This is a genomic window from Chloracidobacterium sp. (assembly GCA_016716305.1).
In the GTDB taxonomy this organism is placed as follows: Bacteria; Acidobacteriota; Blastocatellia; order Pyrinomonadales; family Pyrinomonadaceae; genus OLB17.
In genome coordinates, this window is sequence record JADJWP010000002.1 from 865,346 (window position 1) to 890,762 (window position 25,417).

Annotated in this window: 28 protein-coding genes; 3 read left to right on the plus strand and 25 right to left on the minus strand. The window is 52.5% G+C overall.

Annotation, left to right across the window (positions count from 1 at the left end; translation table 11 throughout):
- The first annotated feature begins 79 nt into the window (after window positions 1-79).
- From IPM28_05775 to rpoD, 3 genes are all read left to right on the plus strand, one after another.
- Entirely contained in the window at window positions 80-802 is a 723-nt protein-coding gene (locus IPM28_05775) for a hypothetical protein (GenBank protein MBK9172498.1), read from the plus strand.
- A gap of 43 nt (window positions 803-845) precedes the next feature.
- Window positions 846-2,693 (plus strand): DNA primase, encoded by a 1,848-nt coding sequence (locus IPM28_05780; protein ID MBK9172499.1) that lies wholly within the window; start codon window positions 846-848, stop codon window positions 2,691-2,693.
- A gap of 120 nt (window positions 2,694-2,813) precedes the next feature.
- Complete coding sequence (gene rpoD, locus IPM28_05785; GenBank protein MBK9172500.1) at window positions 2,814-4,541, plus strand: RNA polymerase sigma factor RpoD; 1,728 nt, start codon at window positions 2,814-2,816, stop codon at window positions 4,539-4,541.
- 70 nt (window positions 4,542-4,611) lie between these two features.
- Here the strand turns inward: rpoD and IPM28_05790 are convergent, their stop codons facing one another.
- The 25 genes from IPM28_05790 to rpsN all read right to left on the minus strand — a co-directional run bounded on the left by IPM28_05790 (window position 4,612) and on the right by rpsN (window position 25,407).
- Complete coding sequence (locus IPM28_05790; GenBank protein ID MBK9172501.1) at window positions 4,612-6,003, minus strand: HD domain-containing protein; 1,392 nt, start codon at window positions 6,001-6,003, stop codon at window positions 4,612-4,614.
- Window positions 6,004-6,016: 13 nt separating this feature from the next.
- Window positions 6,017-7,717, minus strand: a complete 1,701-nt coding sequence (gene ftcD / locus IPM28_05795; protein ID MBK9172502.1) for a glutamate formimidoyltransferase — start codon at window positions 7,715-7,717, stop codon at window positions 6,017-6,019.
- Window positions 7,718-8,024: 307 nt separating this feature from the next.
- Window positions 8,025-8,219 carry a hypothetical protein gene (locus tag IPM28_05800; GenBank protein ID MBK9172503.1) on the minus strand — a complete coding sequence of 65 codons (195 nt, stop codon included), beginning with the start codon at window positions 8,217-8,219 and terminating at the stop codon, window positions 8,025-8,027.
- Window positions 8,220-8,710: 491 nt separating this feature from the next.
- A complete protein-coding gene (locus tag IPM28_05805; protein ID MBK9172504.1) occupies window positions 8,711-10,096 on the minus strand; it encodes a glycine--tRNA ligase in 1,386 nt (461 codons plus the stop codon).
- Between the two features lie 359 nt (window positions 10,097-10,455).
- A complete protein-coding gene (gene pnp / locus IPM28_05810) occupies window positions 10,456-12,606 on the minus strand; it encodes a polyribonucleotide nucleotidyltransferase (protein ID MBK9172505.1) in 2,151 nt (716 codons plus the stop codon).
- Window positions 12,607-12,849: 243 nt separating this feature from the next.
- Entirely contained in the window at window positions 12,850-13,119 is a 270-nt protein-coding gene (rpsO, locus tag IPM28_05815; GenBank protein ID MBK9172506.1) for a 30S ribosomal protein S15, read from the minus strand.
- Between the two features lie 139 nt (window positions 13,120-13,258).
- Window positions 13,259-14,620: an acetyl-CoA carboxylase biotin carboxylase subunit gene (gene accC, locus IPM28_05820; GenBank protein ID MBK9172507.1), complete on the minus strand. Its 1,362-nt coding sequence runs from the start codon at window positions 14,618-14,620 to the stop codon at window positions 13,259-13,261.
- A gap of 85 nt (window positions 14,621-14,705) precedes the next feature.
- Window positions 14,706-15,152 (minus strand): acetyl-CoA carboxylase biotin carboxyl carrier protein, encoded by a 447-nt coding sequence (gene accB, locus IPM28_05825; GenBank protein ID MBK9172508.1) that lies wholly within the window; start codon window positions 15,150-15,152, stop codon window positions 14,706-14,708.
- Window positions 15,153-15,284: 132 nt separating this feature from the next.
- Window positions 15,285-15,788, minus strand: a complete 504-nt coding sequence (rplQ, locus tag IPM28_05830; protein MBK9172509.1) for a 50S ribosomal protein L17 — start codon at window positions 15,786-15,788, stop codon at window positions 15,285-15,287.
- Between the two features lie 84 nt (window positions 15,789-15,872).
- The gene (locus IPM28_05835; protein MBK9172510.1) at window positions 15,873-16,889 is read right to left on the minus strand and encodes a DNA-directed RNA polymerase subunit alpha; all 1,017 of its coding nucleotides are present in this window, start codon (window positions 16,887-16,889) and stop codon (window positions 15,873-15,875) included.
- Window positions 16,890-16,983: 94 nt separating this feature from the next.
- Entirely contained in the window at window positions 16,984-17,616 is a 633-nt protein-coding gene (rpsD, locus tag IPM28_05840) for a 30S ribosomal protein S4 (protein MBK9172511.1), read from the minus strand.
- Window positions 17,617-17,729: 113 nt separating this feature from the next.
- Window positions 17,730-18,128, minus strand: a complete 399-nt coding sequence (rpsK, locus tag IPM28_05845; GenBank protein ID MBK9172512.1) for a 30S ribosomal protein S11 — start codon at window positions 18,126-18,128, stop codon at window positions 17,730-17,732.
- A gap of 67 nt (window positions 18,129-18,195) precedes the next feature.
- Window positions 18,196-18,579 (minus strand): 30S ribosomal protein S13, encoded by a 384-nt coding sequence (gene rpsM / locus IPM28_05850; protein MBK9172513.1) that lies wholly within the window; start codon window positions 18,577-18,579, stop codon window positions 18,196-18,198.
- An 81-nt stretch (window positions 18,580-18,660) separates the two neighbouring features.
- Complete coding sequence (gene rpmJ, locus IPM28_05855; protein MBK9172514.1) at window positions 18,661-18,774, minus strand: 50S ribosomal protein L36; 114 nt, start codon at window positions 18,772-18,774, stop codon at window positions 18,661-18,663.
- A 13-nt stretch (window positions 18,775-18,787) separates the two neighbouring features.
- Complete coding sequence (infA, locus tag IPM28_05860; protein ID MBK9172515.1) at window positions 18,788-19,009, minus strand: translation initiation factor IF-1; 222 nt, start codon at window positions 19,007-19,009, stop codon at window positions 18,788-18,790.
- 45 nt (window positions 19,010-19,054) lie between these two features.
- Complete coding sequence (gene map, locus IPM28_05865; GenBank protein ID MBK9172516.1) at window positions 19,055-19,894, minus strand: type I methionyl aminopeptidase; 840 nt, start codon at window positions 19,892-19,894, stop codon at window positions 19,055-19,057.
- A gap of 93 nt (window positions 19,895-19,987) precedes the next feature.
- On the minus strand, window positions 19,988-20,632 hold the full coding sequence (locus IPM28_05870) for an adenylate kinase (protein MBK9172517.1): 645 nt from the start codon (window positions 20,630-20,632) through the stop codon (window positions 19,988-19,990).
- A 104-nt stretch (window positions 20,633-20,736) separates the two neighbouring features.
- Window positions 20,737-22,155: a preprotein translocase subunit SecY gene (secY, locus tag IPM28_05875; protein MBK9172518.1), complete on the minus strand. Its 1,419-nt coding sequence runs from the start codon at window positions 22,153-22,155 to the stop codon at window positions 20,737-20,739.
- A 61-nt stretch (window positions 22,156-22,216) separates the two neighbouring features.
- The gene (rplO, locus tag IPM28_05880; protein ID MBK9172519.1) at window positions 22,217-22,690 is read right to left on the minus strand and encodes a 50S ribosomal protein L15; all 474 of its coding nucleotides are present in this window, start codon (window positions 22,688-22,690) and stop codon (window positions 22,217-22,219) included.
- Window positions 22,691-22,783: 93 nt separating this feature from the next.
- Entirely contained in the window at window positions 22,784-22,987 is a 204-nt protein-coding gene (rpmD, locus tag IPM28_05885; protein MBK9172520.1) for a 50S ribosomal protein L30, read from the minus strand.
- Window positions 22,988-23,056: 69 nt separating this feature from the next.
- On the minus strand, window positions 23,057-23,563 hold the full coding sequence (rpsE, locus tag IPM28_05890) for a 30S ribosomal protein S5 (protein MBK9172521.1): 507 nt from the start codon (window positions 23,561-23,563) through the stop codon (window positions 23,057-23,059).
- Window positions 23,553-23,960, minus strand: coding sequence for a 50S ribosomal protein L18 (gene rplR / locus IPM28_05895; protein MBK9172522.1), 408 nt, complete (start codon window positions 23,958-23,960; stop codon window positions 23,553-23,555). Before rplR ends, rpsE begins: the two co-directional genes overlap by 11 nt.
- A 51-nt stretch (window positions 23,961-24,011) precedes the next feature.
- Complete coding sequence (gene rplF / locus IPM28_05900) at window positions 24,012-24,572, minus strand: 50S ribosomal protein L6 (protein MBK9172523.1); 561 nt, start codon at window positions 24,570-24,572, stop codon at window positions 24,012-24,014.
- A gap of 70 nt (window positions 24,573-24,642) precedes the next feature.
- Window positions 24,643-25,041 (minus strand): 30S ribosomal protein S8, encoded by a 399-nt coding sequence (rpsH, locus tag IPM28_05905; protein ID MBK9172524.1) that lies wholly within the window; start codon window positions 25,039-25,041, stop codon window positions 24,643-24,645.
- A 60-nt stretch (window positions 25,042-25,101) separates the two neighbouring features.
- Window positions 25,102-25,407 carry a 30S ribosomal protein S14 gene (rpsN, locus tag IPM28_05910; GenBank protein MBK9172525.1) on the minus strand — a complete coding sequence of 102 codons (306 nt, stop codon included), beginning with the start codon at window positions 25,405-25,407 and terminating at the stop codon, window positions 25,102-25,104.
- Window positions 25,408-25,417: the final 10 nt, after the last annotated feature.

Consider the following 25,417-nt stretch of genomic DNA (forward strand, 5'->3'; position numbering starts at 1 on the left):
AAGGACGTTGAACCGCCCTTCTAGACAAAATACGACCTTAACCACGATGTAAACCGCGTGGCTGTGCGAGGCAAAACGTATGCACCTGCTCAGATACTGTTTTATCGCGATCCTGCTCCTGCCATCCGGCTTTGCCACCTACGGCCAGATTGTCGGCGACACGGTCATCGTATCGGTCGGAAAACAGTCGATCAGACTGCCCACGCCGTCTGGATACGTAAATGCCTGGGAAAACTATCCCAACTTGAGGTCCGCTTTCGAAATTAACGAAACTGAAAATAATCAAATGTTGGCGATATTTGCACCTTTGAGCTCGATTCCGGCCTTGAATAGCGGCAAGTATCTAGGTTTTCCCCATTACACTAAAGTCTCGGTTTCGAAGAGCCTCGCTACCTTGGACATCTCGGAAACCCAATTCACCCAATTTGTAGACCTATTTGAAAAGAAGATTGGTTCGGAGTTCAAAACTAGCGGACCTGATACGAAAAAAGTCGTTACAGAGATCAAAAGAGATCTTGGGAAGCACTTATGGACCGACGCCTCGTTCGAACTGAAGGACTCAGTCTATCTTGGTCCAATCAGTCGCACAAAGCATACATTCGTATCGGCTGCAATACTTGCTGTTGGCGGAATTGGTAAGAATATTGCCGTTTACAACGTTACCGCCTTGGTGCTTGTACGAAGTCGCATACTCTTCGTCTACTTTTATGCAAATATCCAGTCTGGGACCGATCTCGACATGTTCAACGCCGAGGCAAAGAAAATCGTGGATGCGTTACTAGTGACGAATCCCGCAAGGTAGAGCGTGAGAGACCGCGATTGAATACTGGTATCTTCCTTAAACTGTGCTCTACGACCAATATTTCATAGATGACCTAAAAGACCGAGCCGATCTGGTGCGGCTTATTGAGCCGTATGCGCCGTTGAAGAAGAAAGGTGCGAACTGGATGGGGTGTTGTCCGTTTCATCAGGAAAAGACGCCTTCGTTTTCGGTGAGCCCGTCGAAAGGGTTTTACAAGTGTTTCGGGTGCGGGAAGGGCGGGAATGCGTTTACGTTTTTGATGGAAATGGAAGGACTGAATTTCCCGGAGGCCGTCCAGCGTGTCGCCGAAATGAACGGCGTTCCGCTGCCTGAGCCGATCGACGATGGCCAGTATCAGCAAAACAAGCAGCGGAAAGAGGAACGGAAACAGCTTGCGGAACAGGTCATTGAGCTAAACAAGACCGCGTTGGAGTTCTGGGAAAGCGAACTGCAAGGCAAGAGCAAAAAGGCAAAAGATGCAAAAACATATCTGATCGATCGTGGCATTTCTGACGAGATCCAAAAGCAATTCCGTATAGGATTTTCGCCGGATTCGTGGGATTCGCTTCTTAATCATCTGAAAGAAAAAGGTGTAGACGAAAAGCTGATCGAACAGAGCGGGCTCGTTTCGGTAAATGAAGAGAAAGAAAGGGTTTTCGACCGCTTTCGCGGGCGGATAATGTTCCCGGTTTTGGACGTCAACGGTAATCCGGTCGCCTTCGGTGCCCGTGCCATGGGCGACGACCAGCCGAAATATCTGAACTCACCGGAAACGCCGGCCTACGTAAAGGGCCAGCATCTATACGGCCTCTTCCAGTCAAAAGAAGCCATCCGTCAGAAGAAATTCGCGATCCTCGTCGAAGGCTATCTCGACCTGGTCGCGTTGTACGAATTCGGCATCACAAATGTTGCCGCCAGCCTCGGAACTGCCTTCACGCCGGAGCAGTCCAAGCTTCTCTCACGGTTTACGAAACGGGTCGTTATCAACTACGACGGCGATTCGGCCGGCATCAAAGCCGCAAAACGGGCCATCGAGCAACTTCTACCGCAGGATTTTGAGATAAAGGTACTTGTCCTGCCCGATGGCCAGGATCCCGACGACTTCGTTCGAGCGCACGGAACCGAGGGCTATAACGAAGCCCGCGGCAAGGCTCAGCCATATTTGAACTTCGTCCTAAATGCGTCAATGTCCGGTCGCTCGTTCAGCAACGCGAAGCAAAAGGCCGAAGCGATCGAGGAAGTATTGCCGATCCTCTCGGTGATCAAGAACCCGATACAGAAACGCGAGAGTTTCGACCAGACAATGACGCATTTTCGGATAGATGACGATTCGCTCAGACGAGACTTATGGCACTCGGTAAAAAATGGCCACCAGACAGAACCTGAGGTACTGAAGCGGCAGGTACGGCGGTTTACACAGACCAAGGTAACGGTTGCCGAACAACATCTGCTCGAACTATTGATCAATGACCGCGAACTCCAGGCCGGGATTCTTCCGATGCTTGAGGCGACCGATTACGAACAACTCGCTACGGCACCGCTTTTTCGTGCTTTATATGATCTCTTGGAGAATGGCCTCGAGTTCACGCCGGAGAATATCGTCGGCTATATCGGTGACGACGAGTTCCTTCATGATTTTGTGCCGATACTCCTTATGACCGAACCGAAACGCCAACCCGGCGAGGTCATCGATGAGGTGTTCCATCATGCTGAGAACTGCGTTTTTACTCTGCGCTCGATGGCGATCTCAAACCGCATTTTCGACATTTCTCAACAATTGCTGGCGGCCGAGCAGATCAGGGACTCACAAATGGTCAACGACCTTGTCCGGGAACAGATCGATCTCGCCAGAATGAAGCACGATCTGGTTTCGAAAATCCGCCAAATCTGATATACTTTTCGTTTTAAACGCTCGCGCGGACTCCGAAACATTTGCGCCGCGCTGATCGTTTAAACAGTGGACCGGAAACCGCGATCTTAATAGCCGCTTTCTCCGGATCGTTTATTGAATATGCCCGACTACGACGAAAAAGAAGATCTGATGGACCGGCTTTTGGCCCTCGGAAAACGAAAGAAATTCTTGAGCCTCGATGAGCTTCACCGAGAGATCCCTGACAATATGATGTCCGCGGACGACATCGAAGACGTCCTTGACCGGCTCGAAGGTGCCAATATCTCTGTCGCTGAAACCGACGCGCAGTTGCTTGAAAAGGCGTCATCTATGGCCCTTGACGATGACGAGGAAGAGACCGTCGACGAAGAGGACCTCGACCTCGACCTTTCTGCCGGTGCGTTGGACAAATCGAATGATCCGGTTCGGCTATATCTCCGTGAAATGGGAATCGTGCCTCTTCTCACACGTGAGGGCGAAGTAACGATCGCCAAGCGTATCGAACGTGGACAGATAAAAACGCAGAAGGCGATATCCCGTTCACCGATCGCCGTCGAACGTCTGATCAAGATCGGCGAGGACCTCGGAAAAGGCAAGGCTAGCATTCGCGAGACCGTCACGTTCTCTGAGCAGGCCGAGATTTCGTTGGAAGAAGATAAGGCGGAGGAGTACCTTCGTTGGACACTCGAGGGCATCGAGAATATTCGAAAAAACTACCAGGTCGCTCTTAAGAGCTGGGTCGCATTGCGAAAAGAGCAAGCGGCTTCAAAAGGCAAGAAATCGAAAAAACTGATGCGGCTAAAGCGGCAGACCGCACGCCTCAGGCTCGAGATCGCGCAGGAAATAAAAAACCTTAACCTTACCGAGCATTCGATGCAGGTGTTGATCTCGGCGATCCGCAAGGTCGTTGAAGAGATTCGCAAGAACGAACGCAACAATCGGAAGGCCGAAGAAAGGCTCGAGAAAAAGCCGCCGGCTGCCGAAAAGAAGCAACTCAATGCCAAGATCGCCGAAGGCAAAGCGGCTCTTTCGGAGATCGAAGAGAAGTATTATCTCCCGACGATCGAGATAAAGCGTGCATATCAAACGATCAGTGTCGGCGAATATGAGACGAACCAGGCCAAGCGCGAGTTGGTCGAAGCCAACCTCCGTCTTGTAGTATCGATCGCAAAGAAATATACCAACCGCGGATTGCAGTTCCTTGATCTTATTCAGGAGGGCAACATCGGGTTGATGAAGGCCGTCGATAAATTTGAATGGCGTCGCGGATACAAGTTTTCTACCTACGCCACGTGGTGGATCCGGCAGGCGATCACCCGTGCTATCGCAGATCAGGCCCGCACCATTCGAATTCCGGTTCACATGATCGAGACGATCAACAAGCTGATCCGCACGTCGCGGCTGCTTGTTCAGGAACTTGGCCGTGAACCATCGAGCGAAGAGATCGCAAAGCGGATGGATATTCCGGTCTCGAAGGTGCGGAAGGTTTTGAAGATCGCGCAGGAACCGATCTCACTTGAAACGCCGATCGGCGAAGAGGAAGATTCACATCTCGGTGATTTCATCGAGGACCGCTCGATCCTGAATCCTGCCGAATCAGTGACGTTCTCGAACCTCCGCGAGATAACCGATGAAGTGCTTGCGACCCTCACGCCGCGTGAGGAAAAAGTGATAAAAATGCGCTTTGGCCTAGGCAACACCGGCAGCGAGCATACGCTAGAAGAAGTCGGCCAGCACTTCGCCGTCACCCGCGAACGCATACGGCAGATCGAAGCGAAAGCTCTAAGAAAGTTGCGTCACCCATCGCGTTCTCGCCGTTTGAAAGCGTTTCTCGAAGGTAAGCAGTGAACCCATCCTCGGGTGCTTGAGATTCTGTAAATCCAGATGCGGCCTCGTTTATGAAACCAGGCCGCTCTTATTATTTGCCGATCAGCACTCTCGCCCGAGCGACAGATTGATCAAGGTCAACCACGGTTCCGTCCAACTGCATCTCATAGACCGCATCGAGGATCTGTTTGAAATGCGGCCCTGGCTTGAGCCCGATCTCGATCAAGTGTCTTCCCATCAAAATCGGATCGGGCGCTTTTTTCTCGATCTGCAATTCACGAACCTTTTCGATGAACCATTCCTGTGCTTCCGAACCGAATATCATTTTACTGCGGTCGCCGTCGGGGTAACGCCCGAGGCTGTCGGCTTTTGCTACGCGGTAGAGCAGGTCGGGTTCGACCTTGCGGGCGAGGCGACGAAATGCGCCGTCGCCGACCGGATTCCCTTTCTGCTCAGACTTGTAGAATTCGCCCGGCTTGAGATGATATCGAACGAGCTGGATAACCTGACCGCGCACGTCGAAACCGAGCAGCGTATAAATTCCGAGCCGGTCGAGAAAAGCGATCGTCGGTTCGACACCTGCCTCGTCATGTCCGCGCGACCGGATCCGTCCATCAACAAATTTGGTTGTTGGCGGCTTGCCGAGATCGTGGCACAAAGCCCCCAGCATTACGGCAACCTGCCTCTCGTAAGGCAGATCGTCGATCAGTTTCCGCGCTTCGTCAACCACCATCAATGTATGAACGTCTACGTTGCCTTCCGGGTGCCAATCAGGTTCCTGCGGCACCCCGACAAGTGCGGCAAGCTCCGGAAAAAGCTGTTCTACCACGCCTAGCTCGTAAAACCATCGCAGCCCGATCGATGGCCGCATCGCTCTCAAGGCGAGCTTTTCGAGCTCACCCCAAACCCGTTCCTTTGGCAGGTCAGTCACATCGATACCCTTACAGATCGCAATTGTCTCGGGCGCGATGTCAAATTCGAGCCGCGCCGCAAACTGAGCAGCTCGTAATACTCGCAGGGAATCGTCGGCAAAGGTTAGGTTGGAAACGTGCCGCAGGAGCTTCTTTTCGATGTCCGCTCGCCCGGAAAACGGGTCGACGACCTCGTCCGTCAGCGGATCTTTCAAGATCGCATTTATCGTGAAATCACGACGCGAACACGCCTCCTCGAACGACATGCCCCTGTCGCCCTCGATCACAAAACCCCGATGCCCGTGGCCGGTTTTGCGTTCACGTCTCGGCAGCGAAACGTCGAGATCTCGGCCAACTCTGTAAACCGCAAACGCCTCGCCGACCGCCTGAACATCGCCGAATCGATCAAGCAATGCTCGCAGCTCGTTCGACTCAACACCGTATACTTCCAGGTCCCAATCGGTCGGTTCGAAACCCATCAGTTCATCCCGAACGCATCCACCAACGAGCATCGCGCGGCCGCCTCGACCGCGGATCGTTTCCGATAGTTGGATAACTCTTTCCGGCAGCATTCCTTAGATACTCTTATTGACCGATCTTCTGGTTGACGATTTTCAGTATTTCAGCCTCCCGCTCGATAGCTCCGCGTTCGATCTCCGCACCGCGCTTTAGGAGGTCGTCGGCAAATTCTCGGTCTTTCAGGCCAGCAGCGTTGATCTTGACGTTCAGATAAGCACCGATCACGGCCGAGCGGGCACACAATGCTCCGACGCCGGCATCGGAAACGGAGTTTGGGTTACCGTGTTCCGCCATAGCCCTTATGACCTCAAAGGCATCGAATGACCGCTGCATCGTTCGGAATGGCACCTCGGCAGCGTAACGGGTTGCCGCCTGAATCGCGGTGGACCTCGCGGCCTTTTCATCGTCGCTTCCTTTCGACATTCCAAAGGCGTCCATAACTCGATTGAACGATTCCGTATCCTCATCTACGAGCCGAAGAAGGTCGTCTTTTATCTCCTGGCCCCTCACGGCCCAATCGGAAAACTCATCCCACCGATCGTCCCAACCGGCCTTGTGTGAAGAAAGGTTGGCAACCATGGTCGCAAGCGCCGCTCCGAGTGTCCCGAGATAGGCTGAGATCGAGCCGCCGCCTGGTGCGGGCGATTCCGAAGCCGTCTCGTCGGCAAACTCGCGGCAGGTCATGTCGATAAGTCTGTTCATTTTTGCTTCTTCGTCGATCACATACTCGATGATCTTCTCTTTCGGGTCCCACGGCTTCAAGTCGTCAAGCCCCATCGACCGTATCGCGATCTTCACCTTTTCGGCCTCCGTGACACCTAACGAACGGCTCTGTTTTCGCAAATAATGTTCGCCTGCGTCGATGATCGCCTTTTTCGGTACAAGCCCGACGATCTCGAGCCCGGTGACGCGAATGCCCCGCAACTGCGCTTTCTCCGACACTTCGTCGAACGCGACATGGAGCGGCGTCTGCGAAAGATTCGTGATGTTCATCGACACCTGAGCGACGCCGTATTCGTCGATAAACCAGCCGACAGCTTTCGTCCCCGGAAGCGTTCCCGGGATCATCACCGGCTCACCATTTTCATCTAAGACCGGCGTGCCCGTTATCGGATTCCCTTCACGCATCGGTCTTCCCTTTTCGCGGACATCGAACGCGATCGCATTCGCACGTCGGGTCGAGGTGGTATTGAGATTGAAGTTCACCGCGATCAGAAAATCCCTTGCACCGACCGCGGTCGCACCTGAGCGGGCGACGCTCTCGGTAAACTCCGTCGGACCGAAATCGGGCTTCCAATCCGACGAAGCTAACCGGTCTTTCAGGCCTTCATATTCGCCTTCACGGCAGTTCGCGAGATTGCGCCGGACCGCGGAAGTCGCCGCATTCTCGTAGAGGAAAATCGGGATGCCGAGATCATTGCCGATCCGCTCACCGAGCTTGCGCGCGTACTCGGCCGTTTCTTCCATCGTGATCCCCGAGATCGGAACGAGCGGGCAGACATCTGTCGCACCGAACCGAGGATGGTCGCCTTTGTGGCAACGCATATCGATCAGTTCCTGTGCTTTCTTCACTGCTCGAAACGCCGCCTCGACCACCTCATCGGGCGTGCCAACGAACGTTACGACGGTCCGATTGGTCGTCGCACCCGGATCTACATCTAGAAGCCTTACGTTGTCAACCCGTTCGATCTCGTCGGTGATCTGTTTGATAACTTCCATGTCGCGGCCTTCACTAAAATTCGGCACGCATTCGATGAGTTTTTTCATAAACAATGGTCCTGACTTAGAATGCTAAGATCGTTGACACAATGTGTAAAGCTCTTCAACCGCATCCCGGAAAGAACTTTCTTTGAGATCTTTCGAAGAGTCCCCCGAATATCGCTTGTCAGGTCCCCCAGAAACGGCACAAAGATGTAGGGATGAGATCGTAAATTGATCGTATTTTCTGAACCATTCACGATCCTCATTGAAAACTTGCGGCACGCGGTATATTCTCCTATAGTCTGCGACAATGAAAATGGTTGGGGTACACTGTAAAGGACGATTGGAAAAGATTGATAACGAGCGAGTTTATTTATTCGAGCCCACGCATGCTTGGAATTTTGTTCGCCGTAATCATCAGCGTTTTCGCTTTTGACGTGTTCAGTGCGGGATATGGCGTCCTCGAGACGATTTTCGCCTTGTTGATCCATCTTATCCCTACGATCGCGATCATATTCGCACTCGTGATCGTGTTGCGGCGGGTTCGGTTTGGATCCGTTATTTTCATTTCATTCGCGATACTATTTTTGGCAATGAGCAGAGGTGACGGATGGGTAAGTTGACGCCCGCTTTTCATATTCGGGTTGCTTTTTCTTATCAGTCATTCATACAGAACAAACGTGGAAGCATAATAGTAGCCGGCCAAAATCGCTTCTAGCCGACATGCACCGACATGCTCTCGATCTTTATTGCATATCCTGAACTCGCTCTCATCCCGGCGTTTGCATTGTTTGGTCTGTACGCGTGGCGCCGATCGCGTGCGGCTCTGCTGGTGACAGTGATTTGGTTGCTTTACGCAGTCTATGAATATCTCATGCGAGAACGAGTGCTTTGTTCGGGCGAATGCAACATTCGCATAGATCTTTTCCTGCTCTATCCTGCACTACTTTTCGCGACGATCTCTGCGATAATGCGATCCTTCTTGCGATCGCGGCAGCCCTAATACATAGCAGATTCGAACCTGCGAAGTTCGTCGAACAATTCGACACGTACAGCAAACTACAATCGTTCTTTAAGGTAATCCGTTAGTCGATCCATCGGAACCCGCTCCTGTTCCCAGGTGTCGCGGTCGCGGACGGTAACGGCTCCATCTTCAAGCGATTCGTGGTCGACGGTCACGCAGAACGGCGTGCCGATCTCGTCCTGGCGGGCGTACAGTTTGCCAATGCCGCCGGTATCGTCGTAAACGGCCCGCATCGAAGGCTGCAGATCTTTCTTCAGACGCTTTGCCATTTCAACGATCTCGGGCTTGTTTTTTGCTAGCGGCAGGACGGCGACCTTGATCGGCGCCATCTCGGGTGTCAATTTTAGGATCACGCGGGTCTCGCCCTTCTCATTCGTCCGTTCGGTGTAGGCGTCCATTAACACCGCAAGAAGCGTGCGGTTTACGCCGATCGATGGCTCGATGATGTACGGATAGAACCGCTGGTTAGTCGCGGTGTCGAAATACGAAAGGTCCTCGGTCGAATCGGGATTGATGCGCTTACCCTCTGCATCTTCCGGCTTCTTCGAATGCACGCGAAGGTCGAAATCCGTCCGGTTCGCGATTCCCATCAGCTCATCGAATTGCTTTGCCTCGTCTTCGCGTTCCGGGAAATACCGGTAAAGGATATCGACCGTCCGCTCGGAATAGTGAGCAAGCTCGTCCTTAGTTTGCTCGTAATCCTTCAGGTTCGCATCCGAGATCCCGATCGAATTTATCCACTCGTGAAAACCGTCGATCCACTCCTGATGCGCGCGGCCCGCATCGGCAGGATCGACAAAATACTCGATCTCCATCTGCTCGAACTCGCGCGTCCGGAAGATGAAATTCCCCGGCGTCACCTCATTTCGAAACGCCTTGCCGATCTGTGCGATCCCGAACGGTAGCTTTCGACGCGAAGTATCCAGCACGTTCTTGAAGTTGATAAATATCCCTTGGGCGGTTTCGGGCCTTAAATAAGCCAGTGCCATCGGATCATCATCACTTGATACGGCCCCGATGGTCGTTCTGAACATCAAGTTGAACGGCCGCGGTTCCGTAAGGTTGGTCGAACCACAGTTCGAACACACATTTTTGCCGTCGGTGTCCTGATCGAGCTTGTCCTGACGGAGGCGCGCATTGCAATCACGGCAGTCCACCAACGGATCGGAAAACGTCGCTTCGTGTCCCGAATATTTCCATACGTTTCGGTTCAGGACTATCGAAGAATCTAGACCTTCGATGTCGTCTCGTTCGTAAACTACCCAATTCCACCAGCTTCGCTTTATATTGTTGACCAACTCAACGCCAAGCGGCCCGTAATCCCACGACGAGCCGAGACCGCCGTAGATGTCGGAGGCTGGATACACGAAACCTCTTCGCTTAGAGAGTGATACGATAGTGTCGATATTGGGTGCAGACATAATTGATATCGATCCGACGTTGTAAGACAGAGAGCTTACACCGAAACGCTACTATACAAAAACCGGAGGAAAGCCATATGTCCATGAGTTGGATTCAACGCTTCTTTGTGTTCATTTTTCCAAGGTCCTGGGCCGAGAGCATGGAAGCAGACTCCCGTACGTGGATGTTGAAATGCCCGGGGTGCGGCTTCGAGCGCTCTTTTTGGGACTTGGGCGGCATACGATGGAAAGCGTACGGCAATCAGAGAAATTACATGAAATGCACAGGCTGCGGCAAGCGTTTGTGGCACCAAGCCTATAAGAAAAGCTAAAGGCGAAACCGCAGCTCCGCCTCAAGTGATCGGAATCTGATAGAAGCCTTATTCTTCGGAATGACTTCCGTGATCGCCATTCCCACCGCCGCCCGCAGCAGCTTTTTCTTGGGCGAGTATCGCCTTTCGGGACAGCTTGACCTTGTTGCCTTCCTTGCCGATGCATTTGACCATGATCTGCTGGCCTTCTTTGAGTTCGTCTCGAACGTCCTTGACACGGCGATCGGAGATCTCGGAAATGTGCAGAAGACCGTCGAGACCCGGCAATATCTCAACGAATGCGCCAAAATCGACTATTCGCGAAACAGTCCCAAGATATGTTTCTCCGATCTCGGCTTCAGCCGTCAGAGATTTGATGCGTGCGATGGCAGCCTGTGCCGCATCACCGTCAGCCGTGGCGATCAAAATCGTTCCATCGTCAGAAATATCGATTTTGGCACCCGTCTCCTCTGTGATCGCCCTTATGGTTGACCCGCCTTTTCCTATCACGTCCCGGATCTTGTCGGGGTTTATCATCAGCGTTATGATCCGCGGTGCATACGGTGAGATCTCCTCACGCGGTGAGCTTATCGCCTGATTCATGATCTCAAGGATGTGCATTCGTCCCTTTCGTGCCTGCTCCAAGGCCTCCTGCAGGATCATCGCGTTGATACCGGCGACCTTGATATCCATCTGCAAGGCCGTAATTCCCTCGCTTGAACCGGTCACCTTGAAATCCATATCGCCGTAATGATCTTCTGCACCTGCGATGTCGGACAATATCGCATAACGATTGCCCTCCATCACGAGGCCCATTGCAACACCTGCAACAGGTCGCTTGATCGGGACACCTGCGTCCATCAGGCTGAGAATACCCCCGCAGACCGATGCCATCGATGAAGAACCGTTAGATTCCGTTATGTCCGAGACTATCCGCAGCGTATACGGGAAATCAGCCTCATCCGGAAGTACCGCCTCGATCGCCCTTCGGGCCAAATTACCATGGCCTGTTTCGCGACGCGAGGTTCCGCCGAACCTGCCCGCTTCGCCGACCGAATACGGCGGAAAGTTGTAATGGAGCATAAAGCGGCGTTTGACTTCCCCCTTTTCAATATCGTCCATATACTGCTCGTCCATCTTGGTTCCAAGCGTGGTAGTCACGATCGCCTGGGTCTCGCCCCGTGTGAAAAGCGACGAACCATGCACGCGTGGCAGCCAGCCTATCTCGCAGGTAATCGGGCGGATCTCTGAGAAGCGGCGTCCGTCCGGCCGACGGCGTTTACCGAGCATGTCTTCACGGAAGATCTTCTCTTTCAGATGTGAAAACGCCTTTCCGGCCATGCTTCGTTTTTCGGAATCATCTTCGGGGAAGGTCTCGACGACCTCTTTCTTCAGCGCGTCAACCTCGGAATAACTGGTCAATTTGTCCTTGCCCGTGGTGTCGAGCGCGGCCCGCAGTTTATCGCCGAACTTCGCTTCGATCTCGCTGACAACTGCCTCGTCCAATACATGGCCAACGAATTCACGTTTTTTGATCTCGAGCGCCTTGCCAAGTTCCTTTTGCCAAAGGCAAAGACGTTTGATCTCTTTATGAGCGAGCATTAGTGCCTCGAGCATAACGTTCTCGGCGACCTCATTAGCCTCGGCTTCGACCATTACGATCGCTTCCTCAGTTCCGGCCACGATCAGGTTCAGGTCCGATTCACGGCGTTCGTCAAAGGTCGGATTGACGATATACTTTCCTTCAACGAGACCGATCCGAATACCGGCGATCGGTGTGTCGAAAGGAATGTCTGATAGGTACAGTGCGCAAGAGGCTCCGGTGATAGCGATCACGTCCGGATCGTTTTCGGCGTCTGAGGAGATCACAGTACCGACGATCTGGGTCTCAAAACGGTAGCCGTCCGGAAAAAGCGGCCTGACCGGCCTGTCGATCAACCGACAAGTGAGCACTTCCTTTTCGCTTGGTCGGCCTTCACGGCGAAAATAATTCCCTGGTATACGACCAGCCGAATAGCTCGATTCGCGATACTCGACAGTCAACGGAAAAAAGTCCAAGCCCTCTTTCGCGGTCCGCATGCTGACCGCCGTGACCAACAACATCGTTTCACCATAACGAATCACAACCGAACCATCGGCCTGTTTTGCGACCTTTCCGGTCTCAACGATCAGGTCTTCACCGCCAACCTTGATCGATTCTTTCAAATATTTCTTTGTCATCTTTATTCCTCAAAACAAAAGCGGCCCGTGCTCAAGTCGTGATGCACCGGCCGCCATTGGAATTATCCAAAATTGCGAACGTTTCCTTTTTGTAATCTGGACAAATACGCTGTCACGTTCAGCATCCATTAACAAATTCTTCGTAAAAACGCCTATTTCTAATGACCCGAAGCGGCCGACCTGACGAAAACGGGCAAATAACCACTCAAACCAATTATTGCCCAATAAAACCTGACACAAAACCTAACGGCGCAGACCGAGTTTCTTGATTATCTCATGATATTCGTTGATGTTTGTTCGCTTAAGATAATCGAGAAGTTTCCTTCGCCGTGAGACCATTTTTAGCAGGCCTCGTCGAGAGTGATTGTCTTTCTTGTGTATCTTGAAATGCTCCGTGAGCTCGTTGATCCTTTGTGTCAGTAACGCCACCTGTACCTGCGACGAACCGGTATCCGAAACGTGCGTTTTGTAGTCGCCAACGATCTTTTCTTTAAGTTCTTTTGCTGTTGCCATATTTATCTCGGCCTGAAAATAGCCTCTCCTTGCTCGCAGTAACTCCGAATCTTTCGATCCGGTAACCGCAAAAATTAATGAACAATTGAGATCTCTGTGTGAACCAATCGTTCCGTCCGTAATTATCCGCTATTCGAAATCAGTTATCAACCGTGTATTCAAACTCTTCCATGAACTTTGTAGAGAAATCTCCTTTGCGAAACCTCTCGTCCGCCATGATCTTTTTGTGGAGCGGGATCGTTGTTTTGATCCCTTCAACGACCATCATTTCCAGTGCCCGCTGCATCCGAGCGATCGCTAATTCGCGTGTACGCGCGTGAACTATCAGTTTGGCGATCATCGAATCGTAATACGGCGGGACGCTGTAACCCGGATAAACCGCTGTGTCCACGCGCACACCCGGGCCACCCGGAATATTGAATGCAGTTATTTTTCCCGGACTCGGCGTAAACTTTACCGGATCTTCGGCATTGATGCGGCACTCGATAGAATGCCCGACTATCTGGACATCGCTCTGCGTGTACTGAAGATCTTCGCCAGAGGCGATACGGATCTGATTGCGAACGATGTCCGCAAGCGTTACCATTTCTGTCACCGGATGCTCGACTTGAATCCGCGTGTTCATTTCCATGAAATAGAAACTGCCATCCTCGTCAAGCAGGAATTCGAACGTGCCGGCGTTGGAGTAACCGATCTCCTGACATGCCTTGACGGCGACCGCACCCATCCTCTCACGCTGTTCGGGCGTGATGACCGGCGACGGAGCTTCTTCTAATAACTTCTGATGTCGACGCTGGATCGAACATTCGCGTTCGCCAAGGTGAATACAATTTCCGTGCTCATCGGCGAGAACCTGGATCTCGATGTGGCGCGGACGTTCGATATAACGCTCAATGTAGACTGCACCATTCTTGAATGCGGCAAGCGCTTCAGATTGAGCGGTTTCGAGATTTCCCTTCAATTCCTGTTCGGTCCGGACGATCCGCATCCCGCGTCCGCCACCGCCTGCGGCAGCCTTGATGATCACGGGAAAGCCTATTTCGCGGGCGATCTCAACTGCTTCTTCAGCAGATTCTATCGGCTCCGGGCTGCCGGGCAAGATCGGAACTCCCGCCGCCTGCATTGTTCGGCGTGCTTCGACCTTGTCACCCATCATTGCGATGACTTTCGCCTTCGGACCGATGAACTTTATGTTGCAGTCTTCGCAAATAGTTGCAAAAGTTGCAGATTCGGCAAGGAATCCATAACCTGGATGGATCGCATCGACATTTGTAATTTCGGCCGCACTGATTATTGCCGGAATATTAAGATAGCTCTGGGCCGAAGGATTGCCGCCGACACAGATCGCTTCATCGGCGAAACGAACGTGCAGCGCTTCGCGATCGGCTTCGGAGTGTATGGCGACGGTCTTTATACCCATCTCCTTGCATGTCCAAATTATCCGACAAGCGATCTCGCCGCGATTTGCGATCAGTATTTTGCGGATCTCACGCGTGCTCATAAAAAATCAGCCACAAATCAATCGAACTGCACGAACATACGATCAGGTCAATTCGTGAAATTCCGGGGATCTGTGGCGAAAGCTGCTACTTCTTGACTCCGAACAACGGCTGGCCATATTCGACCGGCTGACCATTCTCAACAAATATCTTGGCGATAACGCCGCTCGTTTCTGCCTGTATCTCGTTCATCAGTTTCATCGCTTCGACGATGCAAACGACGCTGTCCGGACCTACTGAACTACCCTCCGAGACGTACGGTTCCTTATCCGGGCCCGGAGAACGATAAAAGGTCCCAACGATAGGCGAGGTAATGGTGTGAAGATCGCTTTCCGCTTCGACCGCAAGTGCTTCAGTGGATGTGGCCGATGGGGCGGGTGGGGCAGCGTGCGGTTGCGAGATCGGCTGATATTGCTGGACGATCGGTGCCGCTGCCATCTTGCTCAATCTGACGCGGATATTCTCATTCTCGAACTCAAAATCGGTAAAGCCGTGCTCATTGACGAGTTCCGCAAGTTCACGAAGCTCGTCCATATTTAACGAGGCATCCGGAACCTTGCCCTTTGCCACGGAACCACGCGGTTTCCCACTTTCGGATTTCTCTTTTTCCATCGCCTTTGCAGAAGCCGTAATTTCACTCATCGTGCCCTTACTCCTTCCCGCTAGTTACCCCTTTGCAGCCAGTTCGCGCGGGTTATCGACCAATTCAATGACTGCCATTTCGGCATTGTCGCCCGATCGGCGTCCGAGGCGAATGATACGTGTGTAACCGCCATTGCGATCCTTGTACCGCTGTCCCAACTCACCGAACAGCCGCTGAACCGCCTTTACCCCGGCCGTGCGTTCGATCGTCTCCTTTGCCTCGCCTTTCTTGCCGCGAAAGCGGCTCTGCTCCGCTTTGAAAGTACTATTGCCTGCGTGGAAGAAACGCGCGGCCTGACGCCGCAAATGGACTTCCTGGATCTTTGCGTCCTCGCCGTTGAGGTGCTGTGCTTTCTTGGCAAGAGTAATTGCCTTCTCAACGAACGGCCGAAGTTCCTTCGCCTTCGGAACGGTCGTAATGATATGCTCCTTATCCGCAATTATCAAGGATGTAGCTAGATTGCGGAGCAATGATATACGATGCTCGGAAGTTCGTCCCAATTTTCGATGTGCTTTTAAATGTCTCATCTCTTTAGTTCTTTACTCTCACAAATCGGAAGCCCCGGGATGGTTCAGCGTCATATCGGAATCTGATTGTCACGGGACGTGAGACTAATCTAGGTCTCGGCCGCCCGAACCCGGAATCGGGTTGCCGTTCTCGTCGAAATCCATACCAAAATCAAGCCCCATGCCGTGCAGCAGATCTTTTATCTCTGTCAACGACTTCTTGCCGAAGTTCTTAGTGTGCAGCATATCCTTTTCGCTGCGCTTAATAAGGTCTCTGATCGATCGGATATCGGCATTCTTAAGGCAATTGTACGAGCGAACCGACAGCTCAAGTTCATCGACGGGCTTGTCAAGCAAGTCGTTCCTCATCAATGGCGGGCGGGCTATATCCTCATACTTGTATTCTTCTTCTTCCTCTTCGAAATTGATGAAGATCGACATATGGTCTTTGACCAGTTTTGCCGCAAGTCCGATCGAATCTTCAGGTTTAACCGAGCCGTCGGTCCAAACTTCGATAACAAGTTTATCGAACTCGGTGTTAGAGCCTTGACGGGTCTTATCGACACTGTAATTGACTTTCTTTATCGGGGTGTGGACCGAATCGATCGGAATATACCCAACTGAGAGATCCTCATCGTTATTCAATTCCGCAGAAACATATCCGCGTCCGCGCTTAAGACGCATTTCGATATTCAGCGAGCCAGAGCCGCTGATGGTCGCGATATGGATATCTGTATCTAGGATCTCAACGTCACCGTCAGCCTGAATATCAGCGCTTGTCACCTCGCCCGCGCCCTTTTTGCTTATCGTCAGGGTCTTGGGGCCGCCGCCATTCAGAACAAAGGGAATCTGCTTCAAATTCAAGATAACGTCCGTCGCGTCTTCGACCACGCCTTTGATCGAAGAGAATTCGTGCTCGACACCGGTGATCTTGACGGCCGTAACAGCGGCTCCCTCGATCGAAGACAGCAAAGCACGTCTGATCGAGTTGCCGATCGTCGTGCCAAACCCGCGTTCGAAGGGTTGGGCAAAGAACTTTCCATATCGGTCTGTCAGTGTATCGCTTTCGACGTTCAGCCGGCTAGGCATTTGGAAATCCGTCCAATTGTTGCTTTGTGTCATAATCTTTTTAAAAGTTCTGCGAGTCCGCCGTGCTGACCATGACCTTGGGGCGGCGATGCCCTCACATCATGCTCAACACAGCGAACTCAGTAAACTACTTGCTGTAAAGCTCGACGATTAACTGTTCGTTGATGTTCGAATCTATATCCTGACGAGTCGGAAGCGACGCTATAGCGACGCTCAGATCTTTTCCTTCAGGGGCTATCCACGCCGGACGCCCACGCCCAGCCGCAGTTTGCCAAGCACCCTCGACGTGAGCATTCTTGTGACTCTTATCCTTGACCGACACCGTGTCGCCGATCTTGACCTGAAATGAAGGGATGTCCACCTTTCGTCCATTCACTTCGATGTGGCCATGGTTGACCAGTTGTCGAGCTTGCCGTCGCGAGGTCGCGAAACCCGAACGGTAAACGACGTTATCGAGACGTCGCTCAAGCATAAATAGCAGATTCTCACCCGTAACGCCCTTTTGTCGGAGTGCCTTTTCGAAGTAATTTCTGAACTGCTTTTCGAGGACGAAGTAAATGCGTTTGACCTTTTGTTTTTCACGCAGCTGCTGACCATAGCCAGCCAACATCTTTCGACGAGCCGCACCATGCTGCCCGGGAGGATTAGTTCCGCGTTTTTCTATGGCGCACGACGGCTTGAAACATCGGTCGCCTTTCAAGAACAACTTTCCACCTTCGCGGCGGCAAAGCCTGCACACCGCATCTCTATATCTAGCCATCTATTTATTTGCCTCCGAAGTGATCCAAATATATCGCGACCACTTTGTAAATTCGGAAAAGTTTACAGAAAGCCGAGACTTCCCTTCGTCCTTTCGATAATCAATACATTAAATCAAACTCGCCTGCGCTTTGGCGGTCGGCAACCATTGTGCGGGATCGGCGTCGTGTCGCGTATGGACGTTACACGGATACCGGCCTGGTTGATCGCACGGATCGCTGATTCACGGCCGCCACCCGGCCCCTTTACACGAACCTCGGCTTCTCGCATTCCGGCCTCAAGGGCCTTTCTCGCTGCTTCGCCAGCCGCCTGCTGTGCGGCGAAAGGAGTTCCTTTGCGCGAGCCTCGAAAACCTCGTGCCCCTGATGACGACTGAGCGATCAGGTTTCCCTGCGTGTCCGTGATCGAGATCAGCGTGTTGTTGAACGACGCCGATACATGAACGATCCCTATGGGAATATTCTTCCGCTCTTTCTTCTTAAAGGTCTTTTTCTTTGCTGCTGCTTTTGCCATTTTCTTTAAAATCAGCGAACTGCCGGTTTCACGCAGAGTGCCATTTGCCGCCAACCGCTCGCTTTAACTACTTCTTACCTGGTGCCTTCTTTTTAGCGACCGCGGCTTTACGCGGGCCTTTACGTGTTCGGGCATTTGTCGAAGTACGCTGTCCGCGAACCGGAAGGCTGCGGCGGTGACGAAGTCCGCGGTAGCAGCCGATGTCCATCAATCGCTTGATGTCCATCTGCACACGTTTGCGAAGGTCGCCCTCGATATCGCCGTCTGTATCCAGGATCGAACGGATCTTGTTCAATTCCTCTTCGCTCAGGTCCCGGATCCGGGCATCGATGCTAATATCCGCCCTGCCGAGGATCTCGGTCGCGCGCGACTTTCCGACGCCGTAAATATACGTCAATCCGATCTGTGCCCTCTTATTGGGCGGTAAATCAACTCCTGCTACTCGAGCCATATTTTTGCATCTCGGAACGTCCGCCGGCTTATCGGGCTCAGACCAAATCCTCGCTCCGCCAAACGTGTCCCTTAATCTCCTCTATCCCTGCCGCTGCTTATGCTTTGGGTTTTCGCAAATAACGCGCACAACACCCTTACGGTGAATGATCTTGCATTTATCGCAGATCTTTTTTACTGAAGGTCGCACTTTCATATCTTTCGAACCTCTATTTGTAGCGATAGGTTATTCGCCCTTTACTTAGATCGTATGGCGACAATTCGACCAACACTTTGTCTCCCGGGAGAATCCTAATAAAGTTCTTCCTCATTTTTCCCGATACATGGGCAAGAACCTCATGGTTATTTTCGTCGACCGCCAACTTGAACCTGGCATTCGGCAGTGTCTCGAGAACGGTCGCTGTCACCTCTATCGCCTCTTCTTTAGCCATACACACTAAAGCCAACCCGATGACTAGTTGGACAAACCGCTAATGTTAACCTTTTTTTGCCGCCGATTCAAGCGGAGCCACGGCATTTTCTGCCTTTGCCATGTTCAATGCGGCCTTTTGGTTCTTAGTAAGCGTAAGTATTTCGGGCCCAGCCGGCGTGACCGCAAGCGTGTGCTCGCAGTGAGCTGAAGCTTTGCCGTCGCTTGTCACGACGGTCCATCCATCGTCGAGTGTTTTCGTTTCAGCGGTGCCTAGGTTAAGCATGGGCTCTATCGCAAAACAATATCCGACACGGATCTTTTCACGCGTCCCCTTGCGGCCATAATTCGGAATCTGTGGAGCCTCGTGCATTGAACGTCCTATCCCGTGGCCCGTGTAATCGCGGACGATCCCGTAACCATACTTTTCGGCATGCTGCTGAACTGCCCAACCGATGTCTCCGACACGATTGTTCGGATAACACTGTTCGATCGCAAGTTCAAGGCACTCCTCGGTGACCCGTATCAATTGTGCGAGATCGTCACGGATCTTACCGACCGGGACCGTCGTTGCGGTGTCGCCGACAAATCCTTGATACGTTGCCGCCATATCGATCGATAAAATGTCGCCTTCGCGCAGCGGCTTATCGGTTGAAAATCCATGAACGATCTGCTCGTTGACCGAGGCGCAGATGGCAAAGGGGAATGGAACCATTCCACGCGGCTTGTATCCGATGAACGTCGGGATCGCACCGGCATCCCGCATCATCTTCTCGGCCGCATTATTGAGTTCCAACGTTGTTATGCCAGGCTCGATCATGCGGCGCAACGCCTCGCGAACCTCGGCGATCAGTTCGCCTACGGCCCGCATTTTTTCAAGGTCGCTTTGCGATTTTGCGATGATCATACGTTTCCGAGCCACGATCCGAGATGCCGCGTCAAACAATTGACCTATCCTCGAACCTTCAAGCATTTCTTGAGTCCAAACTCACGCACTGCTTTAAAGCAGTTTATCGATCGCCGAGTAGATCTCTTCGACCGATCCGGCACCATCCACCTTCTTCAAAAGTCCCAAGCCTTGATAGTGATCGAGCAGCGGTTTTGTCGAGTCGTCGTAAGTAGCAAGACGCGTTCTTACGCTTTCTTCGTTGTCATCCCCGCGATGGATCAACTGGGCTTCGGGATGTTCGTCACAAACGTTCTCGACCTTCGGCGGCCTCGAGTAAATATTATAGATCTCGCCGCAGACCGGACACGAACGCCGGCCGGTCAGCCGCCTCATCAACTCTTCACGCGGGACGTCGACCTCGATCGCCTGTATCGACATTCCCTGTTCGCTTGCCAATTCTTCAAGCTGCGCGGCCTGAACAGCGGTTCGCGGGTAACCATCGAGAATGTACCCATTTCGGCAGTCGTCGCGCATGGTTCGATCCTTTACCATCCGGTAGGTGACCTCGTCCGGAACAAGCTTTCCCGACGCCATTATTTCCTGAACCTCACGGGCAAGCGGCGTGTCGGCATTCTTAAGCTCGCGGAACATATCGCCGGTCGAAATTTGTGGGACCCCCCTTCGTTCCTGTAGGAGCCGTGCCTGGGTTCCCTTTCCCGCTCCCGGAGCACCAATCAATACGATAATCTTTTGCATTAAACCAACCCACCGCAGAGACGCGGAAACGCAAAGCAACGCAAAAAACCAAGCCCATGGCCTACTATTTTCTGCGACTCTGCGTCTCGACGTTTCGACTCTTTTTAGTTCCTGCGTCCGCGGAGCCGCGAGCCCGCACCGAGGAAACCCTCATAATTTCGCATCACAAGTTGGGCCTCGATCTGTGCGACGGTGTCCATTGCGACGCCAACAAGTATCAGCAACGATGTGCCGCCAAAAAAGAACTGATAACCCAACCCGGTCGGAATCCAGCTCAATCCGGGTGTCGCAGTCAAAAACGCGTCGAGCCGGTCGCCTACGAAAGGCAAGCGGGCAACACGAAATCCGCTCAAAAGCACTTGCGGCGCAAACGCCACGAACGCCAGATAAAGTGCTCCAACGGTCGTTAATCGCGTTAGGATCGTATTCAGATAATCGGCGGTCGGAGCTCCCGGCCTGATCCCGGCTATAAAGCCTCCGTGTTTTCGGAGGTTATCCGCGACGTCATCGACATTAAAAACGATCGTTATATAAAAGAAGGTGAAGACCACGATGAGCGAGATAAACACCAGCTCGTAATACGGATCTCCTCCGTGAAACTGTTGAAAGAAAGCCTGTATTTTCGACCATGTCGAGGTCGGGTCATTCGGGTCAGCCGGAAACGCTGACATTATCGTCTGCGGCATCGCGAGCACCGACGAAGCAAAGATGACCGGGATAACGCCGCCCATGTTTATCTTCAGCGGCAAACTCGTTTCCTGGCCGCGAAATGTCTGGTTGCCCACCCTACGGCTTGCATAACTGATAGCGATCTTTCGACGTGCTGATTCGACATACACGATCAACGCGATGAGAGCCACAATGACCGCCGCGAGGAAGATCACGCCGAGTGTCTGCATAGCCGCACCTGCGCGAACGCGGTCAGCGACCTGCATAACAGCGCTTGGCAAGCCAATAACGATACCGGCGAAGATCAAAAGCGAGATACCATTGCCGACACCACGCTCAGTGATCTGTTCGCCAAGCCACATAACGAAAATAGTTCCAGTGGTCAGCGTGATCACGATCATGATGGTCGCCCACCAGGTCGAATCTATAATGCCGTTACGGCTTAACCAGGTGGCGACGAAGAATGTCTGGACAGAACACAAAACGACGGTCAAATATCGAGTATATTGATTCAGCTTTTGACGACCGACCTCACCTTCTTCCTGGATCTTCTTGACCGCCGGCGAAAGCACCGGCATGAGCTGCATTATGATCGATGCTGTGATGTAAGGCGTGACGCCGAGAGCAAAGACCGAAACTGTCCTGAAATTACCCCCGGAAAACAGATCTAGAACGCCAAGAAGCGTGCCGGAAACCTCGGCCCACATTTGCTCGAGGCGGACCTTGTCGATTCCGGGCGCGGCCACGTGAGCGCCAAGCCGATAGATCGCCAGTAAGCCGAGCGTAAACAAAATGCGTTTACGCAACTCGGGGATACTGAACATGTTTTGAATGGCGCTTAAGAACTTCTCCATACAACTCCTGCAATGCTCGTCGAGCTACGGCATCAAGATAATGCCAAATATAAAATAGCGGTCAAGCTTCGGCAGCCTGGGCCTTGACGATCTCGTTCGCGCTGCCGCCGGCTTTCTCGATTTTTGCCTTTGCGGCTTTCGTAAACCGGTGAGCCGAGATCTTTAACGACTTTGTCACGTCGCCGTTGCCAAGGATGACAAGGTCGTGTTTCGCCTTTTTGATCAAGCCGCGGTCATGCAAGACCTCAGGCGTGACTTCGTCACCGGCCTGAAAGTTCGCATCGATCTTTGCAAGACTGATCTCGATCCATTCTTTCTTAAAGATGTTAGTGAAACCACGCTTCGGCAGTCGGCGTTGGAGCGGCATCTGGCCGCCTTCGAAACCCGGTCGGCTGCTGTAGCCGGACCGCGATTTCTGACCCTTATGGCCGCGCCCAGCGGTCTTGCCCAAACCTGACCCAGGACCTCGTCCAACTCGTTTCTTCTTATGCGTTGAGCCCTTAGCCGGCTTTAGATTATTTAGTGATAATGCCATTTTCTCCCTCGTGGATCGTGAACGGTAAATCGTGAATAGCTTTGGCCGAACTGCCGATTCTATTCACGATCCGATGTTCACCAAATACCTGCTCTATTCGACAATACGCAATAAATGCGGCACTTTTTCGACTATTCCTCGCATTGACGGCGTATCCTGCCGCTCAACGGTTTGGTTTAGTTTCGTGATACCAAGGCTTCTGACGATCGCTTTTTGCTTCTTCGAATAACCGATCGAGCTGCGATAGTATTGGATCTTGATATTTCCGCTGTTCTCTTTTTCGCTTTTCTTTGCCATTGCTTTAATTCAATATCGGCTTTTGCCGTTGAGCTATCCGATAACGGCTGAGACGTGGTGCCGATCGAGCTATATCAGTTCCTCGACCTGTTTGCCGCGCAACCGAGCGACTTCCATCGGGTCTTTCATTCTCGTAAGCCCGTTGAATGTCGCACGGACCACATTGTGAGCGTTATTGGACCCCAGAATCTTGGTTCTCACATTGTGGACGCCGAGAGACTGCAGTACTGCACGAACCGCTCCACCGGCAATAACGCCAGTTCCTTCAGCAGCCGGCTTCAAAAGCACACGTCCCGCACCATACTCTCCGATCAGCTCATGCGGCAATGTGCCGTCTATCAGCGGCACTCGGATGAGACTATTCTTGGCAGCTTCAACAGCCTTCTTGATGGCATTCGGAACTTCTTTCGCCTTACCGGTACCGAACCCGACGTGCCCGGCTTCGTCGCCAACGACGACCAGCGCCGCGAACGACATATTCTTACCGCCTTTCACGACCTTGGTCACACGATTTATCTGGATCAACTGATCCTTCAGGATAAGGCCGTTTGGTGAAATTCTTTGCTTAGTCTTCATTGCTATTCTCTTCCGTCGCTTTGGTCGCCGAAACCTCTTCTTTATTCAACCCGCCCTCGCGCGTTGCGTCGAGCAACGCCTTGACACGGCCGTGATAAACGTAACCGCCCCGATCGAAAACGACCGTGGAAACGCCGGCGGCAATCGCCCGTTCAGCGATCGCTTTACCGACCCTGGAAGCCGCATCTACGTTGCCGCCGGTCGTTCCGGCAAGTGTCTTTTCGGCCGTCGAAGCCGTAGCGATCGTTTTGCCACTGTCGTCATCGATGACCTGCGCGTAAATGTGATTCAAGCTTCGGAAAACCGCAAGACGCGGACGTTCGGCCGAGCCACGGACTTTCTTTCGAATGCGGCTATGCACGCCGCGACGGATCTCTGCTCTGCTTTTCTGAGGCATATATTTAATTGAATGTGAGTAGTTCTACGGCTAGTCACGATTCACAATCTACTATTTACCCGTTTTACCAGGCTTCAATTTATAAACTTTGTCGGCATACCTTACACCCTTGCCTTTATACGCATCGGGCTTGCGAAGACGGTTCAACTCAGCGGCCACCTGACCAAGCTTCTGTTTGTCGATGCCGGTGAGCGTGATCGTCAACTGATATTGGTTGATGCTCGTCTTTGAACCAACACGCTCCGCCTTCGCCTCGATACCATCAGGAAGTACGTACTCGACCGGATGAGAATATCCGAGGGCGAATACGATCTTTTTACCCTGAACATCGGCTTTGTAGCCAACGCCGACGACGTCCATCTCTTTCTTGAAGCCTTCGGTTACACCGACGACGGCATTGTTTGCCAATGCACGTGCGAGGCCGTGAAATGCGGCAAGATCGTCGCCAGCACGCTCAGCGACAAGCGCTCCATCCTCTTGCGTAAACTTTACGCCGTTCGGGACCGGTGTCGTCAGGGTACCTTTCGGCCCCTTTACTTCAAGTACCGAATCGTTGATCGTGACGGTTACTCCCGCCGGGATCGAGATCGGCTTTTTTCCTACTCGTGACATATCTTTAGATCGCCAAGTACTTCGTGATCGCGGTCTGCTTTCATCGCACCGCTGAATTCACCGTACAGTGTTAATAAACATCTGCCAGGATCTCGCCGCCGACGTTTTCGCTGCGAGCCCGTTTCCCACTCATCAAACCCTTAGAGGTCGAAACAATATTTATTCCGTATCCACCAAGCACACGTGGAATCTCGCCGGCACCTACGTAGACGCGGCGGCCCGGACGCGAAACACGAGACAAATGCGTGATCGAAGATGAGCCTTTTGCGTCGTAGCGCAGAAAGATGCGGATAACGTATTTGACGCCTTCGCCCTTAGTGGTGAAATTGTTAATATAGCCCTCTTCTTTTAGGATACGGGCCACTTCCATTTTCAGCTTCGAACCGGGAATATCGACACGCGTGTGATTCGCTGCTATTGCGTTGCGAATCCGGGTCAGCATATCGGCTATTGGATCAGTCATTCTAATTAGCTCCGTTAAATTATTGCGGTGGTTCACCTATAAGGGGTGCCTTCCGCATTCGAAAAATTACCAGCTCGATTTGACGACGCCGGGTATCTGGCCTTCGAGAGCCAGTTCGCGAAGCGAGATGCGCGAAACACCAAACTTTCTCAGGTAACCGCGTGATCGTCCGGACTGCGAACATCGGTTTCGGACGCGGATCGGGCTGCCGTCGCGGGGCATTTTCTGCAATTTGAGTACCGCGGCATCCACTTCTTCCGGAGTCGACTTCGGATCATTGATGATCTTCTTCGCTGCCGCCCGGCGTTCGGCCCAGATGGCGACGCGGCGCTTTCGCTGATTGTTCTTAACTACTTTGCTTATCTTTGCCATTTTGTTTCTT